This is a genomic window from Paenibacillus sp. J31R30, assembly GCF_059692115.1.
On the sequence record NZ_JCAUAV010000001.1, the window covers coordinates 1,102,226 to 1,126,000 of the forward strand.

At 45.2% G+C, this 23,775-nt stretch carries 25 protein-coding genes; 20 read left to right on the plus strand and 5 right to left on the minus strand.

Annotation, left to right across the window (positions count from 1 at the left end):
* Positions 1-75 precede the first annotated feature (75 nt).
* Positions 76-714 carry a DUF1054 domain-containing protein gene (locus AC58QO_RS04110; protein WP_497264011.1) on the minus strand — a complete coding sequence of 213 codons (639 nt, stop codon included), beginning with the start codon at positions 712-714 and terminating at the stop codon, positions 76-78.
* Between the two features lie 194 nt (positions 715-908).
* Between AC58QO_RS04110 and AC58QO_RS04115 the strand changes: the two genes are divergently transcribed.
* Positions 909-1,757 (plus strand): stalk domain-containing protein, encoded by an 849-nt coding sequence (locus AC58QO_RS04115; RefSeq protein ID WP_497264012.1) that lies wholly within the window; start codon positions 909-911, stop codon positions 1,755-1,757.
* A gap of 63 nt (positions 1,758-1,820) precedes the next feature.
* Here AC58QO_RS04115 and AC58QO_RS04120 read toward each other — a convergent pair whose 3' ends face one another.
* A complete protein-coding gene (locus AC58QO_RS04120) occupies positions 1,821-1,940 on the minus strand; it encodes a YjcZ family sporulation protein (RefSeq protein WP_082595333.1) in 120 nt (39 codons plus the stop codon).
* A 189-nt stretch (positions 1,941-2,129) separates the two neighbouring features.
* Between AC58QO_RS04120 and AC58QO_RS04125 the strand changes: the two genes are divergently transcribed.
* The 10 genes from AC58QO_RS04125 (at position 2,130) to gnd (ending at position 12,837) form a co-directional block, all read left to right on the plus strand.
* The gene (locus tag AC58QO_RS04125; protein WP_497264013.1) at positions 2,130-2,360 is read left to right on the plus strand and encodes a DUF6953 family protein; all 231 of its coding nucleotides are present in this window, start codon (positions 2,130-2,132) and stop codon (positions 2,358-2,360) included.
* 191 nt (positions 2,361-2,551) lie between these two features.
* On the plus strand, positions 2,552-3,148 hold the full coding sequence (locus tag AC58QO_RS04130; protein WP_497264014.1) for a YkzI domain-containing protein: 597 nt from the start codon (positions 2,552-2,554) through the stop codon (positions 3,146-3,148).
* 176 nt (positions 3,149-3,324) lie between these two features.
* Complete coding sequence (locus tag AC58QO_RS04135) at positions 3,325-4,323, plus strand: LacI family DNA-binding transcriptional regulator (protein ID WP_497264015.1); 999 nt, start codon at positions 3,325-3,327, stop codon at positions 4,321-4,323.
* Complete coding sequence (locus AC58QO_RS04140; RefSeq protein ID WP_497264016.1) at positions 4,320-5,303, plus strand: N-acetylglucosamine kinase; 984 nt, start codon at positions 4,320-4,322, stop codon at positions 5,301-5,303. Before AC58QO_RS04135 ends, AC58QO_RS04140 begins: the two co-directional genes overlap by 4 nt.
* Positions 5,304-5,321: 18 nt before the next feature.
* Complete coding sequence (locus AC58QO_RS04145; RefSeq protein WP_497264388.1) at positions 5,322-6,626, plus strand: 6-phospho-beta-glucosidase; 1,305 nt, start codon at positions 5,322-5,324, stop codon at positions 6,624-6,626.
* A 99-nt stretch (positions 6,627-6,725) separates the two neighbouring features.
* On the plus strand, positions 6,726-7,730 hold the full coding sequence (locus AC58QO_RS04150; protein WP_497264017.1) for a LacI family DNA-binding transcriptional regulator: 1,005 nt from the start codon (positions 6,726-6,728) through the stop codon (positions 7,728-7,730).
* Positions 7,731-7,748: 18 nt separating this feature from the next.
* Positions 7,749-9,020, plus strand: coding sequence for a nickel pincer cofactor-dependent isomerase, group 22 (locus tag AC58QO_RS04155; protein ID WP_497264018.1), 1,272 nt, complete (start codon positions 7,749-7,751; stop codon positions 9,018-9,020).
* Positions 9,017-10,579, plus strand: a complete 1,563-nt coding sequence (gene gntK / locus AC58QO_RS04160; RefSeq protein WP_497264019.1) for a gluconokinase — start codon at positions 9,017-9,019, stop codon at positions 10,577-10,579. Before AC58QO_RS04155 ends, gntK begins: the two co-directional genes overlap by 4 nt.
* A gap of 42 nt (positions 10,580-10,621) precedes the next feature.
* The gene (locus AC58QO_RS04165) at positions 10,622-11,389 is read left to right on the plus strand and encodes an SDR family oxidoreductase (RefSeq protein ID WP_497264020.1); all 768 of its coding nucleotides are present in this window, start codon (positions 10,622-10,624) and stop codon (positions 11,387-11,389) included.
* A 32-nt stretch (positions 11,390-11,421) separates the two neighbouring features.
* Entirely contained in the window at positions 11,422-12,837 is a 1,416-nt protein-coding gene (gene gnd, locus AC58QO_RS04170; RefSeq protein ID WP_497264021.1) for an NADP-dependent phosphogluconate dehydrogenase, read from the plus strand.
* 9 nt (positions 12,838-12,846) lie between these two features.
* Here gnd and AC58QO_RS04175 read toward each other — a convergent pair whose 3' ends face one another.
* A complete protein-coding gene (locus AC58QO_RS04175; protein WP_497264022.1) occupies positions 12,847-13,161 on the minus strand; it encodes a hypothetical protein in 315 nt (104 codons plus the stop codon).
* Positions 13,162-13,299: 138 nt separating this feature from the next.
* On the opposite strand from AC58QO_RS04175, the gene AC58QO_RS04180 reads away from it, so the two are divergent.
* Entirely contained in the window at positions 13,300-13,839 is a 540-nt protein-coding gene (locus tag AC58QO_RS04180) for a shikimate kinase (protein WP_497264023.1), read from the plus strand.
* A 23-nt stretch (positions 13,840-13,862) separates the two neighbouring features.
* Here the strand turns inward: AC58QO_RS04180 and AC58QO_RS04185 are convergent, their stop codons facing one another.
* Positions 13,863-14,153, minus strand: coding sequence for a rhodanese-like domain-containing protein (locus AC58QO_RS04185; RefSeq protein ID WP_497264024.1), 291 nt, complete (start codon positions 14,151-14,153; stop codon positions 13,863-13,865).
* Positions 14,154-14,417: 264 nt separating this feature from the next.
* Here AC58QO_RS04185 and aroA point away from each other — a divergent pair, with 264 nt between their 5' ends.
* From aroA to AC58QO_RS04200, 3 genes are read left to right on the plus strand one after another with little or no spacing between them, the layout of a single operon-like run.
* Positions 14,418-15,716 (plus strand): 3-phosphoshikimate 1-carboxyvinyltransferase, encoded by a 1,299-nt coding sequence (gene aroA / locus AC58QO_RS04190; RefSeq protein WP_497264025.1) that lies wholly within the window; start codon positions 14,418-14,420, stop codon positions 15,714-15,716.
* A 31-nt stretch (positions 15,717-15,747) separates the two neighbouring features.
* Positions 15,748-16,569: a C39 family peptidase gene (locus AC58QO_RS04195; protein ID WP_497264026.1), complete on the plus strand. Its 822-nt coding sequence runs from the start codon at positions 15,748-15,750 to the stop codon at positions 16,567-16,569.
* A gap of 13 nt (positions 16,570-16,582) precedes the next feature.
* The gene (locus tag AC58QO_RS04200; RefSeq protein ID WP_497264027.1) at positions 16,583-17,008 is read left to right on the plus strand and encodes a CoA-binding protein; all 426 of its coding nucleotides are present in this window, start codon (positions 16,583-16,585) and stop codon (positions 17,006-17,008) included.
* An 88-nt stretch (positions 17,009-17,096) separates the two neighbouring features.
* Here AC58QO_RS04200 and AC58QO_RS04205 read toward each other — a convergent pair whose 3' ends face one another.
* Positions 17,097-17,663: an NAD(P)/FAD-dependent oxidoreductase gene (locus AC58QO_RS04205; RefSeq protein WP_497264028.1), complete on the minus strand. Its 567-nt coding sequence runs from the start codon at positions 17,661-17,663 to the stop codon at positions 17,097-17,099.
* A 223-nt stretch (positions 17,664-17,886) separates the two neighbouring features.
* Here AC58QO_RS04205 and AC58QO_RS04210 point away from each other — a divergent pair, with 223 nt between their 5' ends.
* From AC58QO_RS04210 to ccpA, 5 genes are all read left to right on the plus strand, one after another.
* On the plus strand, positions 17,887-19,776 hold the full coding sequence (locus AC58QO_RS04210; protein ID WP_497264029.1) for a glucose PTS transporter subunit IIA: 1,890 nt from the start codon (positions 17,887-17,889) through the stop codon (positions 19,774-19,776).
* Complete coding sequence (gene ptsP / locus AC58QO_RS04215; RefSeq protein ID WP_497264030.1) at positions 19,773-21,512, plus strand: phosphoenolpyruvate--protein phosphotransferase; 1,740 nt, start codon at positions 19,773-19,775, stop codon at positions 21,510-21,512. The genes AC58QO_RS04210 and ptsP overlap by 4 nt, the downstream gene beginning before the upstream one ends.
* Before the next feature lies 1 nt (position 21,513).
* Positions 21,514-22,056 (plus strand): type 1 glutamine amidotransferase domain-containing protein, encoded by a 543-nt coding sequence (locus tag AC58QO_RS04220; RefSeq protein WP_497264031.1) that lies wholly within the window; start codon positions 21,514-21,516, stop codon positions 22,054-22,056.
* Between the two features lie 124 nt (positions 22,057-22,180).
* Positions 22,181-22,588, plus strand: a complete 408-nt coding sequence (locus tag AC58QO_RS04225) for a hypothetical protein (protein WP_056612481.1) — start codon at positions 22,181-22,183, stop codon at positions 22,586-22,588.
* 179 nt (positions 22,589-22,767) lie between these two features.
* A complete protein-coding gene (gene ccpA / locus AC58QO_RS04230) occupies positions 22,768-23,769 on the plus strand; it encodes a catabolite control protein A (protein WP_497264032.1) in 1,002 nt (333 codons plus the stop codon).
* Positions 23,770-23,775 lie beyond the last annotated feature (6 nt).

Sequence of the window (23,775 nt, forward strand, 5' to 3'; positions counted from 1 at the left end):
ACAGGATATAGTCTGCGCAGGAAAGCCTCGTTTTAGTTGAATGTAACCTTAAGATAACATAAATTTTTAATGAATTTAGAGTGATGGCGTGTCTACGGCAAGCTTGTACAATGGAAGAAGCTTTTCGAAGGTTTGTTCAATCAAATGCTCTAATTCAGCGGGTTTAGCTAACACAGGGTCATCGAAGCTGATGTTTTTACCTATGAGCAGCTCGGCTTTTTTGACATCGCGGAAACGTGTAAGGGCTTCGTTCCAACCCTTAGTGTCAAGCTTGGACACAGGTGTTGTATCTTTTTTCATATGATCGAAAGAGAGCAGGAAATCCGCAGGAATTTCTTTTTGAATCTGTTTTAGATGGTTCATATACGTCTTCGCGATATTACCCTTGTTTGGAAGTTCATAAATGAGTGCTAGCCAAATGAAAACACGATCATCGAATAGGCCTACTTGGAAGTGAGGCACCTGCTTGTAGCCTCGTTTGTTAGGACATATAGCCATCCAAGTGTCGACAGGTGGATTGATTTTACGGCGTAAATGCTTCGCAATATGAAGAAACATTTCGGTGCCAGATTGTACGGATAGTTCTGCGGCCAGCACATCGCCAAGCGCTTTAAACTTAGGTTGAATTCGCTCGCGAATGGCAGCCATACGTCCGTCTAAGCCTTCAATCATGAAGGTATTGAAATCGTGTTGTGTAAATCCTGTAAAACTCATCTTTGGAGGTCCTCATTTCACATTCATGGTTTTCAACAATTCTAAAGCAATTTGACGCTTCCCGCAATGCATGGGGGAGTTTCGTACAGGCTCTATAGGTCATTAGACCGATATTGTCGAATCAAGCAGGGAAATTCAGGAATTTGTCGAATCCTATTGACAACAAGCGAAGGAATGGTACAGGAGGAATACGAATGAAGAAGATGCCGAAATGGTCAAAAGTTGCCATCATAGGAACCTTAATGGGAACATGCTTTGGGGCAGGTGTATACGCACAGGATGTGCTTCAACGAGTTGATGCGTATCTGCGAAGTGATTATAAGGTAGTTGTGAATGGTCAAGCCGTTCAGCTAGCGAATCCGCCGTTAATTTATAATAATTCGAGTTATTTGCCTGTGAAGGAATTAGCTGGCTATTTGGGTGCCGTTGTGAATTGGCAGGAAAGCACCAAAACCATCTATGTCAATCCGCGGATTTATTCGAATCAGCCTACCGAGGGCAATGTAACGGATTATGCCGAAATAGTGCTGCATTATCCATACGCACAATATTTGGATTATCGGGGAGCTACTTATCCCGTGTTAATCAATAATACGGATCAAGCGTATTACCGGTTAACGGATGTTGAGCGGATGGGAATTCGCACAGATGGCTTGCGCAAGGCGAAAGAGAAATTTACGGGTCAACTTTATGTGAGTGAGCTGGAATTGAGAAAAGTTTGGGGGAACGAGCCTCCCCGAATGTCCTATTCGAATTATGAATCACTCGTCGTGTCGGGGGAGAAGGACCCAACCAAACTAAAGCGCTTGAAGGAGTATGTGGATGGATACCGGTATTTTCAAATTGGAGATGTGGCTTATTCGTGGAATCCTGTCATCATTGATAAATTGACTACTGGGGAAAACACATATAGCTACTTGCTAATGAGTAAAGGCCACTATTTCCGAACAACAATCGTATTGACTGAAACATTGCGGTCAGATAATACGATTGATTATCTTGTTGCAAGCACTTCAAGTGAAGACATCGAGGCTGGGAAGTAACGCTTAATTCAACTAAAAGGGCAGCCCTAAAGGAAGGGGCTGCCCTTTCGTATCGGATAACTATTAAATAACGAATGCGCTAGTGATAATAACCAACAAGATGAAAAGAACTAAGATTGCTGCTGAAGATCCATAACCGCCACCACAGCCAACGCCGCCAACACCTGCTACGCCATAACCCATATGATTCACCCTCTCTTTCTTAAGACCTGTTTAAGGACTTTCGAAATAGCATATGGATCTATCCGCGGGATGGAATGGGCTTAAAGCGATATCTGAAGTGATTGTGCTGGTGTCCCTAGTCAGGTGCGGATTTTGCAAGGATATGTGATATAATGCTCGAATGGACAGTGAAGGGAGAATGGTTAGAGCATGACAGCGAACGATGTGGCAGAGTGGATGCTGACTGAATTGAAATCCGCGGGAATTTTGTATCAAAAGGATGCGGTTGACTATATTCTTAAGCATTTTGGGGAATCCTTTATTTACGTCAATGACAATGGAAATCAATCGATTTCCAAAGAAGTCAAGAAAATCTTCAAGAAATTGCATGGCGGTAAAGCGGCTTGGGAACGTGATGGTTTTTTCTGGGGCTGGCATTAAACATAGGTTGGACTAAACATGGGCTGTAGCTGATGGCAAACAGGCATCGGCTTTTTTGTACGCTTTCTTTTAAAAAAATATCCATAATCCAAGTTGCTAAAACATAGAATTCATAATAAGATAACTGTAAGAACACAAGTTGTCTGAATATTTAAACAAATGAATATGCGCCAATTATGGAGGGGATTGCCGTGAGTAAGAGTCATGAAGTGGAGTATTGCAACCTAGAGTTACGATTTGATCGCCGGCTAATCCGGAACTTCATTAAAGCACTCATTCAAGAAGGCTACTCGCTGTACTGGAATGAAAGTGAACTTCAGTTTATCATTTCTATTCGGACTGGACGCAAGCTGATTAAGCTGAAATTCGAACGAATTGGCGAGAAGTATAAGATCGTTGGCAATTATTCATTTAAGGATGAGAAGCTCGCTGAAATGATGGAGAAGCTGATCGGGGATACACGCGGTCATGCTGTGGTTAAAAGATTCAAGGATCGGCAAATTCTCATCGAGAATATTATGTTCGGAGAAATCATCCGCATGGTGGAAATCAGCGGAATCGAGCATAAGGTGCTGTATCAGAAGGAGCCTGCTGTGACCGTAGAAGAAGTCATGCAAGCACTAAGATCGAAGCGGACGGATGAACGAATCCCTATTTTGCGTATGGAGCTTGATTATGAATTAGCTACGCTGCAAGATGCGCTATCTTCCGGGGATTCCAAAGCCGTGATGGAAAGTAAAGTCAAATTAATTGAGTTGAGACAAGAAATGCTTCTACTGGAGATGTGATAATGAATAGTGTCTTGGGATGAAAGAGAGCCTGTATGCATGGTATACGGGACTCTCTTTTGTGTGTTTATATGGGGGTTAGGATGGAGACTTGTGCATTCATCAAGCTTCGTTTATAATAATTTTATAAAAGTTAAAGCGCTTAAACTTTCGGATTATTTAAAGGAGATGGAGCCATGAAAGTCAGTATTTTTGATGTAGCGAAGAAGAGTGGACTTTCTGTGGTCACGGTCTCCCGCGTTATTAATCAAGCAGGTACGGTGCGCGAAGGGAATCGGCAGAAAGTGCTGCAAGCTATGAAGGAGCTTGAATATCAGCCCAATGCTGCGGCTCGCAGCTTAGCAAGAGGAAAGACCGGCATAATCGGCGTAGCGATCTCCAATCTGAATGATTCATTCTTTGATGCTGTAGTCAAGGAAATGAACGACCGACTGGCAGAGCGAGGCTATTTTTTGGCGTTATCGATCTCAACCGACGTGTTTACATCCTTCGAGAATTCATTGTTTCAAGAGGATCGAGTGGATGGACTTATAGTAGTATCTCCAACGAATGAAGAAGCTTATGTTTCTGAGTTGCGTAAAAAGAAAATTCCTTTTGTTCTCCTAGATAATCAGCAAACGCATGAATCCGTTTCATCTATCATTGTCGATAATTTCAAAGGCGGCTACGAGGCAACCAAGCATTTAATTGAACTTGGACATACGGAAATCGCCCATATTCGAGGATCTAAACCTTTTTTAAGTAGTGCTGAACGGGAACGTGGATACATTCACGCAATGCAAGAAGCGGGCTTAAACAAATTGTGGATTCAACAAGGTGAATTTAGCATAACATCGGGTTATGAGATTGCAGATAGTTGGATTCGTAAAGAAAAGCTGCCTACTGCGGTGTTCGCTGCGGACGATTTCATTGCTCTTGGCATAATGGATGCTTGCAAAACAGTAGGATACCAAATACCTAAAGATATCTCGATCGTGGGATTTGATGATCAAATTTTTGCCTCGGAATTCCGTCCGCATTTAACAACGGTACGTCAACCAGCTACCGAACTTGGACGTTCCGCCGTTGAAGAATTAATGCGCTGGATTGACGGTGAAACCGAAGCACATCAAACGATTCAGTTAACCCCGGAGTTAATTATTAGAGAAACTACAGCAAGGAGACAGCAGAAATGACGTACTATTTAGGCGTAGACGCAGGCGGCAGTAAAACATATACCCTTATCACCGATGCCACAGGCCGTGTTATTGGCAAAGGACATAGTGGAAATGGCAATCACCAGTTAGGTGTTGATCGTGCACGAAGCAACATTACTAGCTCTGTAGAAATGGCATTGCAAGCTGCGGGCTTAACGCGCGAGGATATTACGTTTGCCTTTTTTGGACTAGCCGGTGCGGATCGGCCGATTGATTATGATATTCTTCGTCCGCTAATTAAGGAGCTTGGATTTAGTAAGTACGAGATTGACTGCGACACGATGATTGCGCTTCGGGCGGGCACCTCACAGCCGTTCGGCGTAGTTCTCATTTGCGGAAGTGGAACGAATAGTGCAGGGAAGAATCGGCAAGGAAGCTTTTATCAATGCGGAGGCTTTACTTATCAATTCGGCGACTTTGGCGGTGGCGGGACCTTGGCGGTCGAGGCGTTTCGTTCTGTCATTCGAGCATGGGATGGAAGAGAGCGTCAGACGTTATTGACCGATTTGGTGCTGAGGGAACTTGGCTATACAACAGTAGATGATATGTTTAATGACTTTATGGATCACGAGAAGCCCATTCCGCTTCATTTGACGAAGCTCTTGTTTGAAGCCGCGAAGCAAGACGATGAAGTGGCATGCCGTATTTTGCAAATCCAAGGGGAAGAGCTCGGCAAGTCTGCTGTAGCGGTTATTAATCGGCTTAGCATGCAGGATGAACAATTCGATGTTGTCCTTGCGGGCAGTGTGGTCACGAGAGGTGAAGGCTCTTATGTGCATAAATACATTGAACAAGCTGTCCATCAGATTGCGCCTAAGGCAGCTGTTGTCAAATTAAGTGTAGAACCAGTTGTAGGTGCTGTATGGTGTGCGATGGAAGCAGAGGGAAATGCCCTAAGTCAAGAAGCCTACGATAATCTTAAAACAGTTTCAAATTATGAGGACATACCTACAAACTAGAGATTGGACGTGAATGGAATGAAAGGTGCCCTGAAAATTGCCATTATTGGTGGAGGTTCATCCTATACACCGGAAATCGTAGAAGGTTTTATTAAAAGTTATGAGCAGCTTCCTGTCAAAGAGCTTTGGTTTGTTGATGTAGAAGCGGGTAAACATAAGCTGGAAATCGTCGGTAATCTGGCGAAAAGAATGATCGAGAAATCAGGCTTGCCAATCGATGTGTATCTAACCTTAGATCGCCGAGAGGCGATTAAAGATGCGGACTTTGTTAGTACCCAAATGCGTGTGGGCTTACTCGAGGCTCGCAAATGGGATGAGCATATCCCGAATAAATACGGTGTAATTGGCCAAGAAACGACGGGGCCAGGCGGGATGATGAAAGCGCTCCGGACGATTCCTGTGCTCCTGGACATTTGCAAGGACATTGAGGAATTAAGTCCGAATGCTTGGCTTTTGAATTTTACGAATCCAGCGGGTATGGTAACCGAGGCGATTCATAAGCATTCGAAGGTGAAAAGCATCGGCCTATGTAACGCGCCAATAGGTTTGCACAAATGGTTGATGAACAAATATAACGTTGAGCAGAAACAGATTTATACCGAGTTCGTGGGATTAAATCATCTTCATTGGGTGACCCGAGCTGAGATTGATGGTGAGGATAAATTAACTGAACTATTGGATAAAAGAGAAGAATACAGCGGCAAGAACGTACCGGCTAGCGAGTGGGATGTCGATTTCCTGCGCTCACTGCACGCACTGCCATCCTATTATTTGAAGTACTTCTATATGACAGATGTGATGCTCGAAGAACAATTGGCTTCGTTGAAAGAAAACGGTACGCGAGCAGAGGTTGTCAAACGCGTGGAAGACGAGCTGTTCAAGCTGTATCAGGATCCAGATTTACAGGAGAAGCCGAAGCAATTAGAGAAGCGCGGCGGTGCTTATTATTCGGAAGCAGCAGTGAATTTGATGATTTCGCTTTATAATGATCGCCGAGATATTCAAACGCTGAATGTGAGTAACAATGGGATCCTTGATTTCCTGCCCAATGATGCCTGCATCGAGGTTAACTGCGTCGTCACTGGTCAAGGTCCTGTACCCATGGGATTAACCAAGGTGCCAGAACATGTGAAGGGACTAATTCACGCGGTCAAAACCTACGAGCGTTTGACGATTGAAGCGGCTGTCACGGGAAGTCGTGACCTTGTTCTTCAGGCACTTGTTCATCATCCTTTAGTGCCTTCTGTTTCGGTAGCCAAGATATTAATGGATGAGATGCTGGAGCAGAATCGTCCCTATTTACCGGCCTTTTTCAAAGAATAATACATGAAGGACTCCCTGAGAGGGGAGTTTTTTTGTGCTGCAAAAAGACTATTGTTAACGTGTGCATAGATGTGATATGCTTCAGATAGAGGTGAAGGTATGAGCGCAACCATTAAGGATATTGCGAAGCTCGCGGGTGTATCCCACACGACAGTTTCCAGAGCGTTGAACAACAGTCCGCTCATCCAAGAGGAGACCAAGGAGCGCATTCGCATCATCGCTGAACAGCTGGATTACACGCCGAATTATAATGCGAAGAGTTTAGTGCTGGATCGTTCGTATAACTTGGGGCTATTCTTTACCACACTAAGCAATGGAACTTCCGCGGGCTTCTTTTACGAAGCTATTCGTGGGGTCAACTCGGTGATTCGAGATCGTTACCAGTTAATTGTTAAAGGCATTGATGATTATACAAGCTTTCATTCCATCACGAAGAAAAGCTTTGATGGCATCATCATTGTCAGCCAAAGTGACGATGATGGGCCGATCATTGAGCACATTGCGAACAAAGGGATTCCGCTAGTCGTCTTGAATCGGCCCGTGGATACCGCTGGTGTTCTGAATGTGCTTTCTGATGAAGAGCAGGGTGCTTTTCATGCAGGCGCCTTCTTGGTTAATCAAGGGCATAAGAAAATTGCGCTTATCGAAGGCCGCAAAGGCTTCAAATCCGCGCAAAATCGGAAGGATGGCTTTGAACGAGCCATGGGGCATTACGGAATCACAGTTCCAGCTGCCTATCGTATGCCTGGATTGTATGATTTAGAAAGCGGGCATAAGGCGATGCAGAGCTTCCTGAAGCTCTCGGAGAGACCTACAGCTGTTTTTTGCTGCAACGATGAGATGGCATTGGGAGCTATTAAGGCCGTGTTTGAAGCTGGTTTACAAGTCCCAAAAGACATTTCTGTGGTTGGCTTCGATGATACCGTTTTCGCTGCGTATGTAACTCCAGCCTTAACGACCGTACGACGGCCGATTGAACAAATTAGCAAAGAAGGCGCTCTGCGTCTCCTAGGTAATATAGAAAATAAATTGAATGAAACCGAGCAATTGCTCTTGCGAACAGAGCTCATTATTCGGGAATCTGTGCAACCATTACAAGCATAAGGAAAGTGGGAGAAGTCGATGAGTATTCTAAGAGAGTTGTTAAATGATATTCCGATTCCGCAAATGGTCAAAATTCGTCAGAAGTTTGATCGTTCGATCTTGGAAAATCCCCTGCAGGAGCTTGCAGATAAGCTCGAAAGCAGCGGCGTTATGCCAAGCATCCTTCCAGGACAGCAAGTTGCTGTTGCGGTAGGAAGCAGGGGGATTGCGAATATCGCAGGCTTCACGAAAACAACCTTAGATGCAATCAAGGCAAGAGGGGCACATCCGTTTATCGTTCCTTGCATGGGCAGCCATGGCGGGGCAACGGCAGAAGGACAAACGGAGGTGCTGCAACACTTTGGCATTACAGAAGAAACCATGGGAGCGCCGATCCGTTCTTCGATGGACGTGGTAAAAATCGATCAACTGCCGAATGGGTTGCCTGTTTATGTGGATCGCATCGCGTCAGAAGCGGATGCCATTGTCGTGATCAACCGCGTTAAGCCGCATACAGCATTCCGCGGGCGCATTGAGAGCGGCATCATGAAGATGATCGCGATTGGTCTTGGCAAGCAAAAAGGTGCAGAAGCCTGTCATCAACTTGGCTTTAAATACATGGCAGAGAATGTCCCTGCGATGGCGAATTTGATGATTGAGAAGCTGCCAATTGTCTTCGGAGTTGCACTTGTTGAGAATGCCTACGACGAGACCTGTCAGGTTGAGGTACTGCCAGCAGCCGAAATTGAAGCGCGTGAGGAGCTTCTTCTCGTTGAAGCCAAGTCACGTTTGCCGAAAATTTTATTCGATGAAATCGATGTGCTTGTGATTGATTATATCGGTAAAAATATTAGCGGTGACGGCATGGATCCCAACGTAACGGGACGATATCCTACTCCGTACGCGCATGGCGGGCCAGAAGTGTCGAAGATGGTTGTCCTTGATTTGACACATGAAACCAAAGGCAACGCCAATGGTGTAGGTACGGCAGATTTTACGACCCAACGACTTGTTGATAAGACAAACCTAGAATTCACGTATGCCAACGGATTAACGTCAACTGTGTGTGCACCTACGAAAATCGCTACTACGTTAGAGAATGATTTCTATGCCATCAAAGCGGCCGTGAAGACTTGCAATATCTTAGATTACACGACCTGTAAGCTTGTACGCATTCAAGACACACTTCACCTTGGTGAAATTGAAATTTCAGTGAACCTTCTTGAAGCTGCTCGTCAGCATCCGGATATTGAGATTTTATCAGAGCCTTATGAGCTATCATTCGATGCAGAGGGGAATATTAGCAAATGACGCAAAGTCAGAAGCCATATATCATAGCAGCCGATATTGGTACAACAAGCACCAAAACACTAGTCATTGATCGCGATGGACGCGTGCTCGCATCCCATTTCATTGAGTATCCGTTATTCACACCTGCCGCAGATCGAGCTGAGCAAGATCCGGAGCAAATATTTGATGCAGTCGTGCAGGGAATTGGCGCAGTCGTTCGCAAGCAAGGCATCACGTCTGAACAAGTGTTATGCGTGTCCTTCAGCTCCGCGATGCACAGCTTAATTGCCGTAGATGAGCACAATAAGCCGCTAACGCAATGTATTACATGGGCGGATAATCGCAGCAGCAAGTATGCGGAGGATTTGAAGCTTAACGGTCTTGGACAACAGATTTATGCGAGAACAGGCACGCCGATTCATCCCATGTCGCCACTTCTGAAGCTGAAGTGGTTCGGCGAGCACGAACCCGAGCTTGTTCGAAATACTCATAAATTTATTGGGATTAAAGAATATGTATTTGCCAAGTTATTTGGTCAATATCTGATCGACCATTCACTGGCGAGCGCGACCGGATTATTCAATCTGGAGCAATTGGATTGGGACGCAGGCGCACTCGACTATGCCGGTGTAACACCTAAGCAGCTATCGACGCTTGTCCCAACGACACATCGTGTTGAAGGGTTAAGCGCCGCCTATGTGGCTGCGATGGGCTTGTCCTCTGACACGCCGTTTATTGTCGGCGCTTCCGATGGCGTCCTTGCTAATCTCGGCGTAGGTGCCTTCGAGCCAGGCGTCGTCGCAGTCACCATCGGCACGAGCGGCGCAGTTCGCAGCGTCGTGAACAAGCCGCAAACGGACCCCGAAGGGAAATTATTCTGTTATGCATTGGCAGAGGGGTTCTGGGTTGTGGGTGGACCGATCAATAACGGAGGCATCGTATTCCGTTGGGTGAGAGATCAGATTGCGACTGCAGAAGCTGAGGAAGCACGCCGCATGGGCATGGATCCTTATGATCATTTGACGGCACTTGCGGCTGAAGTGGGAGCAGGCTCTGATGGATTGCTCTTCCTGCCTTTACTATCCGGTGAACGAGCACCCTATTGGAATGCCAATGCGCGCGGTGTGTACTTCGGGCTTTCGCTCAGTCATCAGAAAAAGCATATGATTCGTGCCGCCTTAGAGGGCGTCATGTTCTCCATTCAAGCCGTTGCCACATCGTTGGAACGGATGATGGGACCTGCAACGGTCATTCGCGCATCCGGCGGCTTCGCTCGTTCCGAGTTCTGGCGTCAAATGATGACCGATATGCTCGGTACGGCAGTTACGGTTCCAGACTCCATTGAGAGCTCAGGAATTGGCGCAGCATTGCTTGGTTTACTCGCGATGGGAGAGATTGAAGACTTATCCCATGCACACAAATGGATAGGAGTAGGCAAGGCTCACGAGGTGAATGAAAATAATTATCGCGTTTATCAACAATTGACATCTATTTATACGAGCGTATATCATCAGTTAAAAGATCAATTCGACGCGATCACTGCTTTTCAAGGTCAGCACCTACGGAGTCCTCAATCATAATTCAATGCTTGCCAAGCAACATTAATCGAGAGGATGACGACAATGAACTTATTCGATCTTTCTGGGAAAACAGCAGTTATTATTGGCGGTAATAGTACACTTGGTGGATCCATGGCATTAGCCTTGGCTGGACATGGCGCTAAAGTAGCCATCGTTGGACGTAATCAAGAGAAAAGCGAGCTGGTTCGCGAAAGCATTGCAGCAATCGGCGGCGAAGCACAGACTTTCCAAGCAGATGCAACCAAACGTGAGGATTTAGAGCAAGTTCTCCAGGATGTTATCGCTTGGTCGGGCAGTGCGGATATTCTTATGAATTGTCCAGGTAAAAATAGTGCGACGCCTTTCTTTGACATTTCCATGGAAGAATGGGATTCTATTATGGAGGTAAATTTGAAAAGTGTCGTGTTAGCCTGCCAAGTGTTCGGGAAATACATGGTTGAACGAGGTGAAGGCGGAAGCATTATTAATATTTCATCCGTTTCCTCTGATCCGCCACTTTCTCGTGTATTCACTTACTCCGCTTCCAAAGCAGCTGTGAATAATATCACACAGAACCTTGCTCGTGAATTCGCTCCGAGTCGCGTACGTGTGAACGCAATTATTCCTGGCTTCTTCCCAGCAGAGCAGAATCGTAAGATTTTGTCGCCTGAACGAATCGAATCCATTATGCGTCATACGCCAATGAATCGATTTGGTGAAGCTGCCGAGCTTCAAGGTGCTGCAGTGTACCTGGCTTCAGAGAAAGCTTCGAGCTTTGTGACAGGAACGGTTTTGAGAGTAGATGGCGGTTTTGGCGCGATGACGATTTAACTATTTATATATCGGAAGGGTGTATGAGAGACATGTCTAAGCAACAAATAGGTGTTGTAGGTTTAGCGGTAATGGGGAAAAACTTAGCATTAAACATTGAAAGCAGAGGCTTTACGGTATCCGTATTCAACCGTTCTGCTGAGAAAACGAAGGAGCTTCTTCAAGAAGCGGCTGGTAAACAACTCGTTGGTACATACACGGTTGAAGAGTTCGTTCAATCCCTGGAAGTGCCGCGCAAAATTTTGATCATGGTCAAAGCAGGCGGACCTACAGACGATACAATCAACCAATTGCTTCCGCATTTGGATAAAGGCGATATTTTGATCGATGGCGGAAATGCATTCTTCCCTGACACACAACGTCGCAACAAAGAGCTTGAAGCTCATGGTATTCGTTTCGTTGGAACGGGTGTTTCCGGCGGTGAAGAGGGCGCGCTTAAAGGACCTGCGATCATGCCAGGAGGCCAAGAAGACGCTTATAAATTGGTAGAGCCTATTCTAACGGCAATCTCTGCTAAAGTTGGCGAAGATGCTTGTTGTACGTATATCGGACCAGACGGCGCGGGCCACTATGTAAAAATGGTGCACAACGGCATTGAGTACGGAGATATGCAATTGATTTGCGAAGCTTACCAATTGTTGAAGGATGTTTTGAATGTAAGCACAGAAGAGCTTCATGAGATCTTCACAGAGTGGAATAACGGGGAGCTGGACAGCTACCTCATCGAAATCACGCGTGATATTTTCACGAAATATGATGCTGAAACTGGTAAACCAATGGTTGACGTAATTCTGGATTCCGCAGGACAAAAGGGAACAGGAAAATGGACCAGTCAAAGTGCTCTGGACCTTGGCGTGCCGCTTTCCATCATCACGGAGTCCGTATTCTCCCGTTTCATCTCTGCGATGAAGGAAGAACGCGTAGCAGCGAGCAAAGTACTCAAAGGACCTGATGCTCCAGCATTTACAGGGGATCGCAAAGCGTTTATCGAGGCTGTTCGTCAAGCTCTTTATGCAAGCAAAATTTGTTCGTATGCACAAGGTTTTGCTCAAATGAGAGCAGCTTCTGAAGAATATAAATGGGATCTGAAATACGGCAGCATCGCGATGATTTTCCGCGGCGGCTGTATCATTCGTGCTAGATTCCTTCAAAATATCAAGGATGCGTACGATCGCAATCCAGAATTGAAAAACCTGTTGCTTGATTCCTACTTCACAGGCGTAGTAGATAACTACCAACAATCATGGAGACAAGTGATCGCAGAAGCAGTTACTCGCGGTATCGCGGTACCTTCCTTCGCATCTGCACTTGCTTACTATGACAGCTACCGTACAGAAAGATTGCCGGCTAACCTGTTGCAAGCACAACGTGATTACTTCGGCGCTCATACGTTCCAACGTGTGGACAAAGAAGGATCCTTCCACTACAACTGGATGAGTAACGAGTAGGAATAGGTATTAAGCCTCTTCTTGTAAGCCGTAGGCGGCTTCTCGAAGCCACATTTTCAGGCGGTCAGCCTCTTGATCGAAGCCATTACGTTTGTGGATGAGCATCAGGGAGACCTCAGCAAAATAACGGAAATTTCTTAATAATCGTGGTTGAGTGAGACCTTGCATCATCGGGTCTTCTTCAGCCACTTTTTTCTTAATAAATTCTAGAATCCAGACGACATCCTCTTTGCATAGCGTATAGCTTGGGTGCAAAATCTGCTCCAATTTGCGTTGTGTGCGATTCGTAAAGGCGACAGTTTGGTTTAAAACAGTAGGGTTCAAAGCTCCATCTCTCCTTGTCGGCATGGTCTCTCTAAAATCTTAACTGTTTGTGCTAGAATTTATTCACACTACTATATGATTTTTGGGTGAATTGTATTCATGTTGGAAGGGCTATGGTATGATGTTGGGAAAGTTTGTATGACTAGCATATGGGAAAAGGGGATTAGTGTGACAGTAAGAAATATAGTGCTTGTAGGTTTCATGGGAACTGGGAAATCGACTGTAGGCAGAAAGCTTGCAGAGCGTTTAGGATGGCATTTCTGTGACTCAGACGCCGTGCTGGAAGACGTTCAACAGACAAGTATTTCCGAGCTATTTCGGAATCATGGGGAAGCTCACTTTCGCGCGTTGGAAACAGAGACATTGGCACGCATTTTAGAGAGTGAAGGACAAGTTGTCGCAACAGGAGGCGGTGCGGTACTCGCTGCGCCTAATCGCGCGTGCATGCTGCAGAATGGCTTTGTTGTCGCTTTGAGTGCAACAGCCGAAACGATTATTCAGCGTGTCAGTGCAGACACTAATCGGCCTTTGCTGCAAGGTAATTTGGAAGAACGCGTACATACGCTTATGGAACAACGGAAGCATGCATATGATTTTGCGCATCTTTCTATAGATACGACGGAACTATCAGAAGATCACATTGTAGATCGCATTATTCAGCAGGCTGGTCGCCACTAGTACGAGAAGACAAGCTTTGCAGCTTAGTCCTCCCACTCGAGCATACCGCCGATCATGTTTTTAAGCCCTTTATAGCCATTAGCTTCTAAATAGCCTAGTGCACGTCCGCTGCGATTTCCACTGCGACAAACCAGAATGACCTCGTCGACTTGAGGGATCTCACTTAGACGCTCAGGCAATTGGCCTAACGGAATATGTATGGCGCCTTGAATCATGCCTTCAGCTACTTCCTCATCTTCGCGAACGTCGATAAGCGTCAATTTCTCGCCTTGGGCGAGTCTTGCTTTGATCTCGGATGGTAGAATTGTATCCATACTTGGGCCTCCCTAGTTGTGATATCGGAAGAAGTCTCCTTACTTAGTATGATAGAAATATAACGCATGGATGTCAAACGAAGTGTTGCTTTATCAAGCTTTTTCTCGGATTAGCTGCAAGGGAAGTAGGTTTCCAAGTTAGATTTGGTATGGTACACTGTCAATAAATCTTAGGATCTCTATCATCCCACTGATGTTTGTTTTTTGACGTTCATCAATGCCGGATATACATATAAACTACTTGCGAAGGAGTTATCAAACGACATGAAAGCCATCGTAAAACCAACCTCCCATCTTCAAGGGGAAATTAATGCGTTATCCTCCAAGAATTACACAACTCGCTACTTGCTAATCGGTGCGCTAGCGAATGGGACAAGCACAATCTATTATCCAGCTCATAGTGAAGATAGTGATGCTATGAGACGCTGTGTGCGAGATCTAGGTGCCATTATAGAAGAAGATGATGAGAAAATTGTGATTACAGGCTTCGGTAAGAATCCTAAGCATGTGTCTGAATTGAACGTTGGCAATGCCGGCGCTGTTCTTCGCTTTTTGATGTCCACGGCTGCGTTCTGTCCAGAAGTGACTTTCGTTAATACATATCCAGAATCCCTGGGTAAACGTCCTCATGATGATTTAATTGATACTTTGCAGCAAATGGGTGTGGAAGTACAACATAATAACGGCCGTTTGCCGATAACGATTAAAGGGGGACAACCAAGAGGCGGTAAAATTTCCGTTTCGGGTAATGTGAGCTCCCAGTTCTTGAGTTCTCTGTTGTTTATGACGCCTTTACTTGAGGAAGACAGTGAAATTGAAGTTCTGCATGATTTGAAATCCAAAATTATTGTTGGTCAAACGCTGGAAGTATTGGCGCAGGCAGGTATCGTCGTTCACGCCAGTGAAGATTTAATGCACTACCGTATTCCTGGCAGACAATCTTACGAAGCCAAAAAATATGTGATCCAAGGCGACTACCCGGGCTCTGCAGCTATTCTAGCTGCCGCTGCAGTTACAAACTCGGATGTGCGTGTGCTTCGCTTAGAAGAGAACAGCAAGCAGGGTGAGAAGGCTTGTGTGGATGTTTTGAAAGCCATGGGTGTTAATTTAACGCATGACAATGGTGTGGTTCATGTTCGTGGGAATCAACGTCTAGTTGCTGGGGAATTTGATGGCGATCATTTTACAGATGCAGTACTCGCGATGGTTGCAGCAGCTGTGTTTGCCGAAGGGACTTCGCGGTTCTACAATGTTGAGAACCTGCGGTATAAAGAGTGTGATCGTATCACAGATTATTTGAATGAGCTTCGTAAAGCTGGAGCTGATGTTGAAGAACGTCAGAGTGAAATTATCGTACATGGTAAGCCACAAGGTGTTGAAGGCGGCGTTGAAATTAATGCTCACTTCGATCATCGCGTAATTATGGCATTAACTGTGGTTGGATTACGCTCTGAGAAGGGTTTAACGATTCGAGATGCCCATCATGTGGCCAAGTCTTATCCACAATATTTCGACCACTTGCGCTCGATCGGTGCACAGGTTGAGCTTGTGAGCGAGTCTTAGAATCTCAATTACAATGAATGGGTGAGTCAGCATGAGGATTATTTGGCAAGGATTGAAGGTGACGTTTGGATTATTTCTCGTAGCCGGTCTTACATTTGCAAGCAGCGTGTTTGCTGTCTTGCTTTATGCGAAGGCGACGGGAAAAGAGCCAGCTTTATTCGCGTCTGGTCCAGTAGTCTTAGCAGTTGATAAACCCGCCGCAACGACGAAGGTCACTATGAAGCCGACCCCTTCGCCTACGCATGCACCAATCAAATCAGCGATGTTGGATGTCCCCATCTTCGAACAGCTGCCTGAATTGCCTGCAGGCTGTGAGATTACAAGTCTCACGATGCTGCTGCAATTCTACGGAGTGAACAAGACGAAGATGGAGCTCGTCGCAGAAATGCCCAGAGATCGTACACCAGCAACGCTTAACGCAGACGGATCTATCGGGTATTGGGGCAATCCGAATTCGGGATTTGTGGGTGATGTTTTCCGGAAGCAAAGAGGATTCGGTATCTATTCGGCTGGATTGTTTCCTCTTCTGAAGGACTATATCCCTCAAGCGATTGATATTACAGGCGAAGCTTTTGAACTTTACGAGCAGCAAGTCGCGCATGGTATTCCTGTCATTGTGTGGACGACGATTGATTATAATCAACCTTACAAATGGGTATCCTGGGATACACCCATCGGACCACTAAAGACGACGTATTCAGAGCATGCCGTAGTACTTGTTGGCTTTGATGAAACCAATGTGTACTTAAATGACCCATTAAGTGGGAAGAAGCAAGTGCTAGTGAGCAAAGCCCAGTTTATTGACAGTTGGACAGCTATGGGGAAACAAGGTCTAACCTACTTGAATAAATAGGAGAGCGATCAATATGACATTTGAAAATCCGTCCAGAGAACACATTAAGGAGCTGCTTGCTCAAGCAGGGAATATTGCAGTAGTCGGCTTATCGGATAAACCGGATCGTACCTCATACATGGTTGCAGCAGCCATGCAAAGCCGAGGATATCGTATCATTCCTGTTAATCCGAATGCCGATGAAATTCTAGGCGAGAAATGCTATGCCTCTTTATCGGATATCCCTGAGCCTGTTGATATCGTAAACGTGTTTCGTCGTGCTGAGACAGTTGTGCCTGTGGCTGAAGAAGCTGTCAAGATTGGTGCAAAAGTATTCTGGCTGCAATTAGAGATCGTGAATGAAGAAGCTGGACGTATTGCAAGTGATGCAGGCTTAGAGGTCATTATGGACCGTTGTATCAAGGTGGAAGATGCGATACTGAACCCGCGTAACAATTAATGCAGGACGCATAAGCGTAAATCAAATAAAACCGCTAGTCGATAGCCTCTGAAGGAGATCGATTAGCGGTTTTCTAATAAGTTGGAATCTAAGCTTTCAGTACATCGTGATCGACATAGCGAGCACCATTGAGCTCACTGATGACATTGATCGCAACTTTGGCGCCATCGCCAGCCGTAATAATCGTATGCATGCTGACACCAGCAGTTGTGCCGGCTGCCCATACACCCTTCAGGCTCGTATTGCCTTGTGCGTCGCAATCAACAATTGCTTTGATACGCGGCTCGGTTCCCGCTTTTGTCGTGATGCCGGCTGCTTCAGCAAGCTCAACGGACAAGCCAGTTGCGAGTATGACATGTTTCCCTTCATATGTACCTTGTTCTGTGGTTACTTGAAAGCTATCCTCACTTTTGACAAGCTGAGTTGCTTTGCCTTGGACGAATTCCGTTCCAAATTTAGCGGCTTGCTTTTTACCGATTTCAACTAAATCAGGCCCGCCAATGGCATCAACACCATAATGGTTCTCGATCCAAGCACGTTTCGTAACACTTTGTTCATTGTCGATCACAAGCGTCTTCTTACCAGCTTTTGATGTGAAAAGTGCTGCACTTGCGCCGGTAGGTCCTGCACCAATAATGATAACATCATAAGACATAATAATATTCCTCCTAGGATCATGGGATGGGGTACAAGTTTAGTATGACAGTTTTTTAGTAACTTAGTCAACTTTCGCATTTACTATGTTGTGAAACCTATATAGGATAGGCCTTCTGCGTATTTTTTTTGACAAAAGGACGAACAAGCTTTACGATTTACTAAGAGAATCTTATGATTAAGAGGGAGATACTCTTCGAATTTGCTAAGGAGGTAGCGTTCGTTTGAACTGGATGGGGAACTTACAACAGCTTGGCCGCTCCTTAATGCTGCCTACCATTGCGCTTCCTATTGCTGCTGTGCTGCTTTGTCTAGGGGATTTACCTTGGGATGTCATACATGCTTCAAGTTTTGGAGATATGCTGTCATTGGCTGGAAATACAATCTTTGATTACATACCAATTATCTTCGCTGTCGGTGTGGCATTGGGCTTAACAGAAAGTGCTGGCATAGCAGGTTTATCTGCGATGTTAGGGTATTTTATGTTTACCCGACTTATTGAGCATGGGCTGGGCCCGCAATTTCAATTAGGCGTATCTGGCGGGATCTTGATTGGCTTACTGGCCGCGATTATCTATCATCGCTGTAAGGAGATTAAGCTCCCAGAGTACATACAATTTTTCGGCGGCCCTCGGATGGTGCCGCTTGTCATGGGACTTTCAACGCTTATCGTATCGTATATCATGATCGCGATTGGTCCTTATTTAGAGACGGTAATGAGTAAAATTTCAAGTGGTTTACTGGGATTAGGCGGCTTTGGTGCTTTCATTTATGGTATTGCGCATCGCCTTCTGGTTCCTTCTGGTTTGCATCATATTTTAAATAACTTCTTTTGGTTTCAAGTTGGGGCTTACGAGACACCGTCTGGACAATACGCTTACGGCGATTTACCCCGATTTTTCGCAGGAGATCCTACAGCAGGCATGTATATGTCTGGCTTGTACCCGATTATGATGTTTGCTTTGCCAGCCATTGCTTTCGCGATCATCGGAGAAGCAAGGGAAGATTTGAAGCCGAAGATCAAGGCTACTTTCTTAACGGCTGCATTGGCTTCTTTTTTAACGGGTGTGACAGAACCGATTGAATTTGCATTTCTGTTTGTGGCTCCCTATTTGTTTGTTATCCATGCGATCCTCTCGGGCGTTGCGATGTGGATAGCTTATGAGTTAAATATCCACCATGGCTTCTCCTATTCAGCTGGGGCTATTGACTACATTATTAATTTGCACTTGTCGCACAATGGCTTATTGTTGATACCCATTGGGCTTGTCTATGGTTTACTTTATTATTTCTTATTCCGATGGGCGATTCAGAAGTTTCGAATTCCTACACCTGGCAGGGAAGAAGGCTCATCTTTAGAAGAATGGGCTGGAGACATTCCTTATCGTTCTCCGTTAATTTTGCAGGCACTTGGTGGGAAAGACAATATTAAGAAGATTGAGGCCTGTATTACCCGATTGCGACTTACACTTGTCAATGATCGTTTGATGGACATCACGGCATTACGACACTTAGGAGCAGCAGGCGTCATACGTCTTGGAGGAGGCAATGTTCAAGTCGTGTTTGGAACATTTTCAGAGCTTATACGTGAAGAAATCATGAAGGTTTTACGCAAGGATATTCATGTCGTTTTGTTTACTTCTCCTATGCAGGGGCGAATGATTCCGATCGAGGAAGTGCCTGATCGTATCTTTGCATCGCGTCTAGTCGGTAATGGTGTTGCTTTTATTCCTGATAAAGGGGAATTGGTTTCACCCGTTACAGGTACAATTATGCACATTTACCCAACCATGCATGCGCTTGGGATTTTGACGGATGAAGGCCTTGAAGTTCTACTGCACATTGGAATTGATACGTCCAGCTTACCAGGTAAGTGCTTTAATGCGGTGGTGAAGGAAGGCGATCGTGTGGAAGCAGGCCAACTGCTAGTGAAATTTAATTATAATAAAGTGAAAAAATTCGCTTCATCCTTGGCAACACCAATGATTATTACGAATCCTGATATTGTGAAATCATGGAGCTTCGCTCCGTTTAAACCAGTAAAGAAAGGCCAAGGCTCTGTTATGTCCGTAGTCCTTAAGCCAACTAAATCCGAGGGGGGGACGAACGGATGATTAGAGGTGTTGGTGCATCTGCGGGAATTGCCATGGGGCAGGCTTTTGTGATCCCCACATGGGAATGGGATTTCCCGGAGAAAATGATTGATGTGACGGATTTAGCATATGAATTCGAACGATTATATGATGGCATTCGGCATTCTAAGGATGAGCTAGAGCTCATCAAGCAAGAGATCAAAGAAGTCGTTGGACAAGAACAAGCGTATATATTCGATGCGCATTTGGCGATTTTGGAAGATCCCATTTTCATGAATGAGATTCAAGGAATTATTGAGCTGCAATACAAAGCCGCAGAAGTAGCGGTGAAAGAAGTTATTGATAAATTTGTAGGCATGTTTAATTTAATTGATGATGAATACATGAAAGAACGTGCGCTGGACATCAAAGATGTCGGTAATCGCCTCCTGAAGCATTTATTAGGGGATACAAGCACGACTGTACCTCCTATTGACCATCCATACATTCTTGTTGCTAAGGAGCTAACGCCATCACAGCTTGCTCATTTGGACCCTACGAATGTTTTGGGACTTCTGACCATTCTGGGAGGCACGCACTCGCACGTTTCGATCATGGCCAGAGCTATGTCTGTTCCTTATGTGCTCGGTCTAGAAGGGAAGCTGCTGCGTCCCATCCAAAATGGCGATTTCTTGATTATCGATGGGCAAGAAGGTACCTTGTATATTAACCCGGACAAGACGACAATTGAGCGCTACCAGGCTCGCAAGAAAAATTGGTTGGAGTTCAAAGAAAGTCTGCAAGAAATTGCGGATGTAGCTCCATTAACATTAGATAAGAGCTTCGTGAATTTGCATGCGAATATTAATTCTGTCATGGAAATTGATCAAGTGCTGCGAAATGGCGCATCCGGTGTAGGGCTGTTCCGTACGGAATACCTGTACATGGATCGTGATTCCTTACCTAGTGAAGATGAACAATTCGAGGTCTATCGCCACGCGGCGATGCAGCTCAAAGGGCGCCCGATTGTAATCCGCACCTTGGATATTGGCGGTGATAAGAAACTCGATTACATGCCGCTTGCCAAAGAAGATAATCCATTCCTAGGATATCGGGCGATTCGTATTTCTCTGGATCGTACGGATCTTTTTATGACGCAGCTAAGAGCGATCTTAAGAGCTAGTTATTATGGTAATGTGAAGATTATGTATCCCATGGTGACCTCTGTTGATGAGGTGCGTCAAGCGAAAGCGCATTTGGAAAGAGCGAAGATGGAGCTTAGCAGCCTTGGAGTACCTTTTAATGCCAATATTGAGGTTGGACTTACGATAGAGGTTCCAGCTGCTGCCATAATTGCTGATGTACTTGCCAGCGAAGTGAATTTCATGAGTATTGGTACGAATGATCTCGTCCAATATGTATTAGCTGTGGATCGAATGAACGAGAATATCGCGCACTTATATAATCCCTATCATCCGGCCGTTATTCGATTGCTCAAGCTCGTGATCGACGCAGGTAAGCGTGTTGGCATTCCAGTGGGCGTATGCGGAGAAATGGCGGGAGATATTCGGGCTCTGCCAATCTGGCTAGGACTAGGCATAGAGGAGCTAAGCATATCTGTTCAGACGCTCTTGCAGGTTAAGCACCGCTTGCTTAGCAGTGATGCCGCGACATGCAAAGCATTAGTAGATCGCATTTTAACTTGCAAAACCAGTGATGAAATCTTGGAACTGCTAGCTCAAACCGAACAAACGGAATCCATTGTAGGAGGTAATTAATTTGGAATTAGCGGGATTGAAGGTACTTGCCTTTGTTGATGAGGAGTTTGAGGATTTAGAAATGTGGTACCCTGTATACCGTTTACGTGAAGCAGGTGCGGTTGTAGATATCGTAGGACCGAAAGCCAAAACGGTATACCACGGGAAATATGGCGTTCCTATTACGACAGATTATGCTTTCGATGAGGTAAAGTCGTCGGACTATATTGGTCTATACGTACCTGGCGGCTGGGCACCTGACAAACTACGTCGCTATGCAGACGTTCTTAGACTCACGAAGGAGTTTCATGCGGATGTGAAGCCGATCGCGCAAATTTGTCATGCAGGCTGGGTTCTGATTTCAGCAAAAATCGTAGATGGCTACACGATGACGTCCACGCCAGGTATTCGTGATGATATCGAAAATGCTGGGGCAACTTGGGTCGATGAAGAAGTGGTCGTTGACCGCAACATCATTTCTGGGCGTAGACCGCCAGATCTACCTGCGTTTTCCAAACGATTTGTGGATGAGGTTATCGCATTCAGCAAACAACAGGAAAAGTAACACTTCGCTTCCAAAGGTGGCAAAAACTACTATGCTTATTTCAGAAGGAAATCTGACGACATCGTAGAATAACATAGTACAAGCAACTCATGTACATGCCGCCTGTCAGTGAAGGAGTGTTAGAATGCAAAAGTATTGTAAGTGCGGACGCACGATGAACCTTCGTCTGCGCACGGTTATTTATCAAAGCAAAGTAGATATTGAGAATGTCCCTATTTATTCCTGTGAGGCCTGTGGACGAAGTGAGGTTGTTCCTCATGTAAAGCCTGAGCTTACCGGTCTGATCGGTAGGTTGGGAAGTAAACCAGAGAAGCAGCAATTTTTCTTCCATGAAGTTTCCGAGGTTGCCTTTCTATTATTGAAAGTAACAGAAAAAGAGCGTATGAATGATTCCATGGAGAAAATTGTGGAAGAACGAATTAATGAGCTGTTGGACATCTTATTGCTAGCACAATCGCTAGGGGATGAGCCTTGGGCTGAGGAAATTCGCAAACGGTTATCACAAATCACTCAAAGCGCAATTTCAACTTAAATATGGACGGCCAGCCTCGTTAAGAGGTTGGCTTTTATTCTTTTTGTCAACCTTTTGAAAATAAAATGAAATTTTTTTCAAAGCATTTTCATTTTGCATTGCAAGATGGATTAATTTGTCGTATCATAACGATAATATACTAGGTTCGCAGAATACTTTGTGAAGTGGAGAGAGCAACCGTGACCGTAACCATTTATGATGTAGCGAGAGAAGCTGGCGTTTCCATGGCAACCGTTTCTCGGGTCGTCAACAACAACCCGAACGTGAAGCCGCAAACCCGTAAGAAGGTTTTTGAAGCCATTGAACGATTAGGTTACCGTCCAAATGCGGTAGCAAGAGGTTTAGCAAGTAAGAAGACAACAACTGTCGGTGTAGTCATTCCCGATATCTCCAATTCCATTTTTGCTGAAGTAGCGCGTGGGATTGAGGATATTGCGAATATGTATCATTACAATATTATTTTGTGTAATGCGGACAAGAAGAAAGAGAAAGAAATTCGCGTTATTAACACGTTGCTTGAGAAACAAGTGGACGGGCTGCTTTTCATGGGTGGTGTTGTAACCGAAGAACATATCCAAGCTTTCCGTACTTCCTCCGTGCCAGTCGTACTGTGCGGAACGAAGGATGAGAACCAAGCAATGGCATCCGTTGATATCGATCATGAAATGGCTGCCTTTGATGCTGTGAACGTTCTTATCGAAGCAGGTCATCGCGACATTGCTATGATCTCAGGAACGCTGCAGGATCCAGCGAATGGATTTGCAAGATATCAAGGTTACAAGCGTGCACTTGAAACGGCTGGAATACCACTACGTGATGAGTATGTGCGAATTGGTAACTATCGATACGAATCAAGTGTGGATGCAGTCAATTATTTCTTGGAGCTTTCCCCTAAACCATCTGCGATTTTCTCAGCAACAGATGAAATGGCGATTGGCGCAATCCATACGATTCAAGATAATGGTCTTCGTGTTCCTGAAGATATCGCCGTGATCAGTGTGGACAACATCCGCATGGCATCGATGGTTAGACCGACGCTAACGACTGTAGCTCAACCGATGTATGATATCGGCGCTGTGTCGATGAGACTTCTAACGAAGCTGATGAATAAAGAATCAACGGATAATATGCAAGTTATTTTACCGCATGAAATCATTAACCGTCATTCGGTTAAAGCTTAAGTTTAA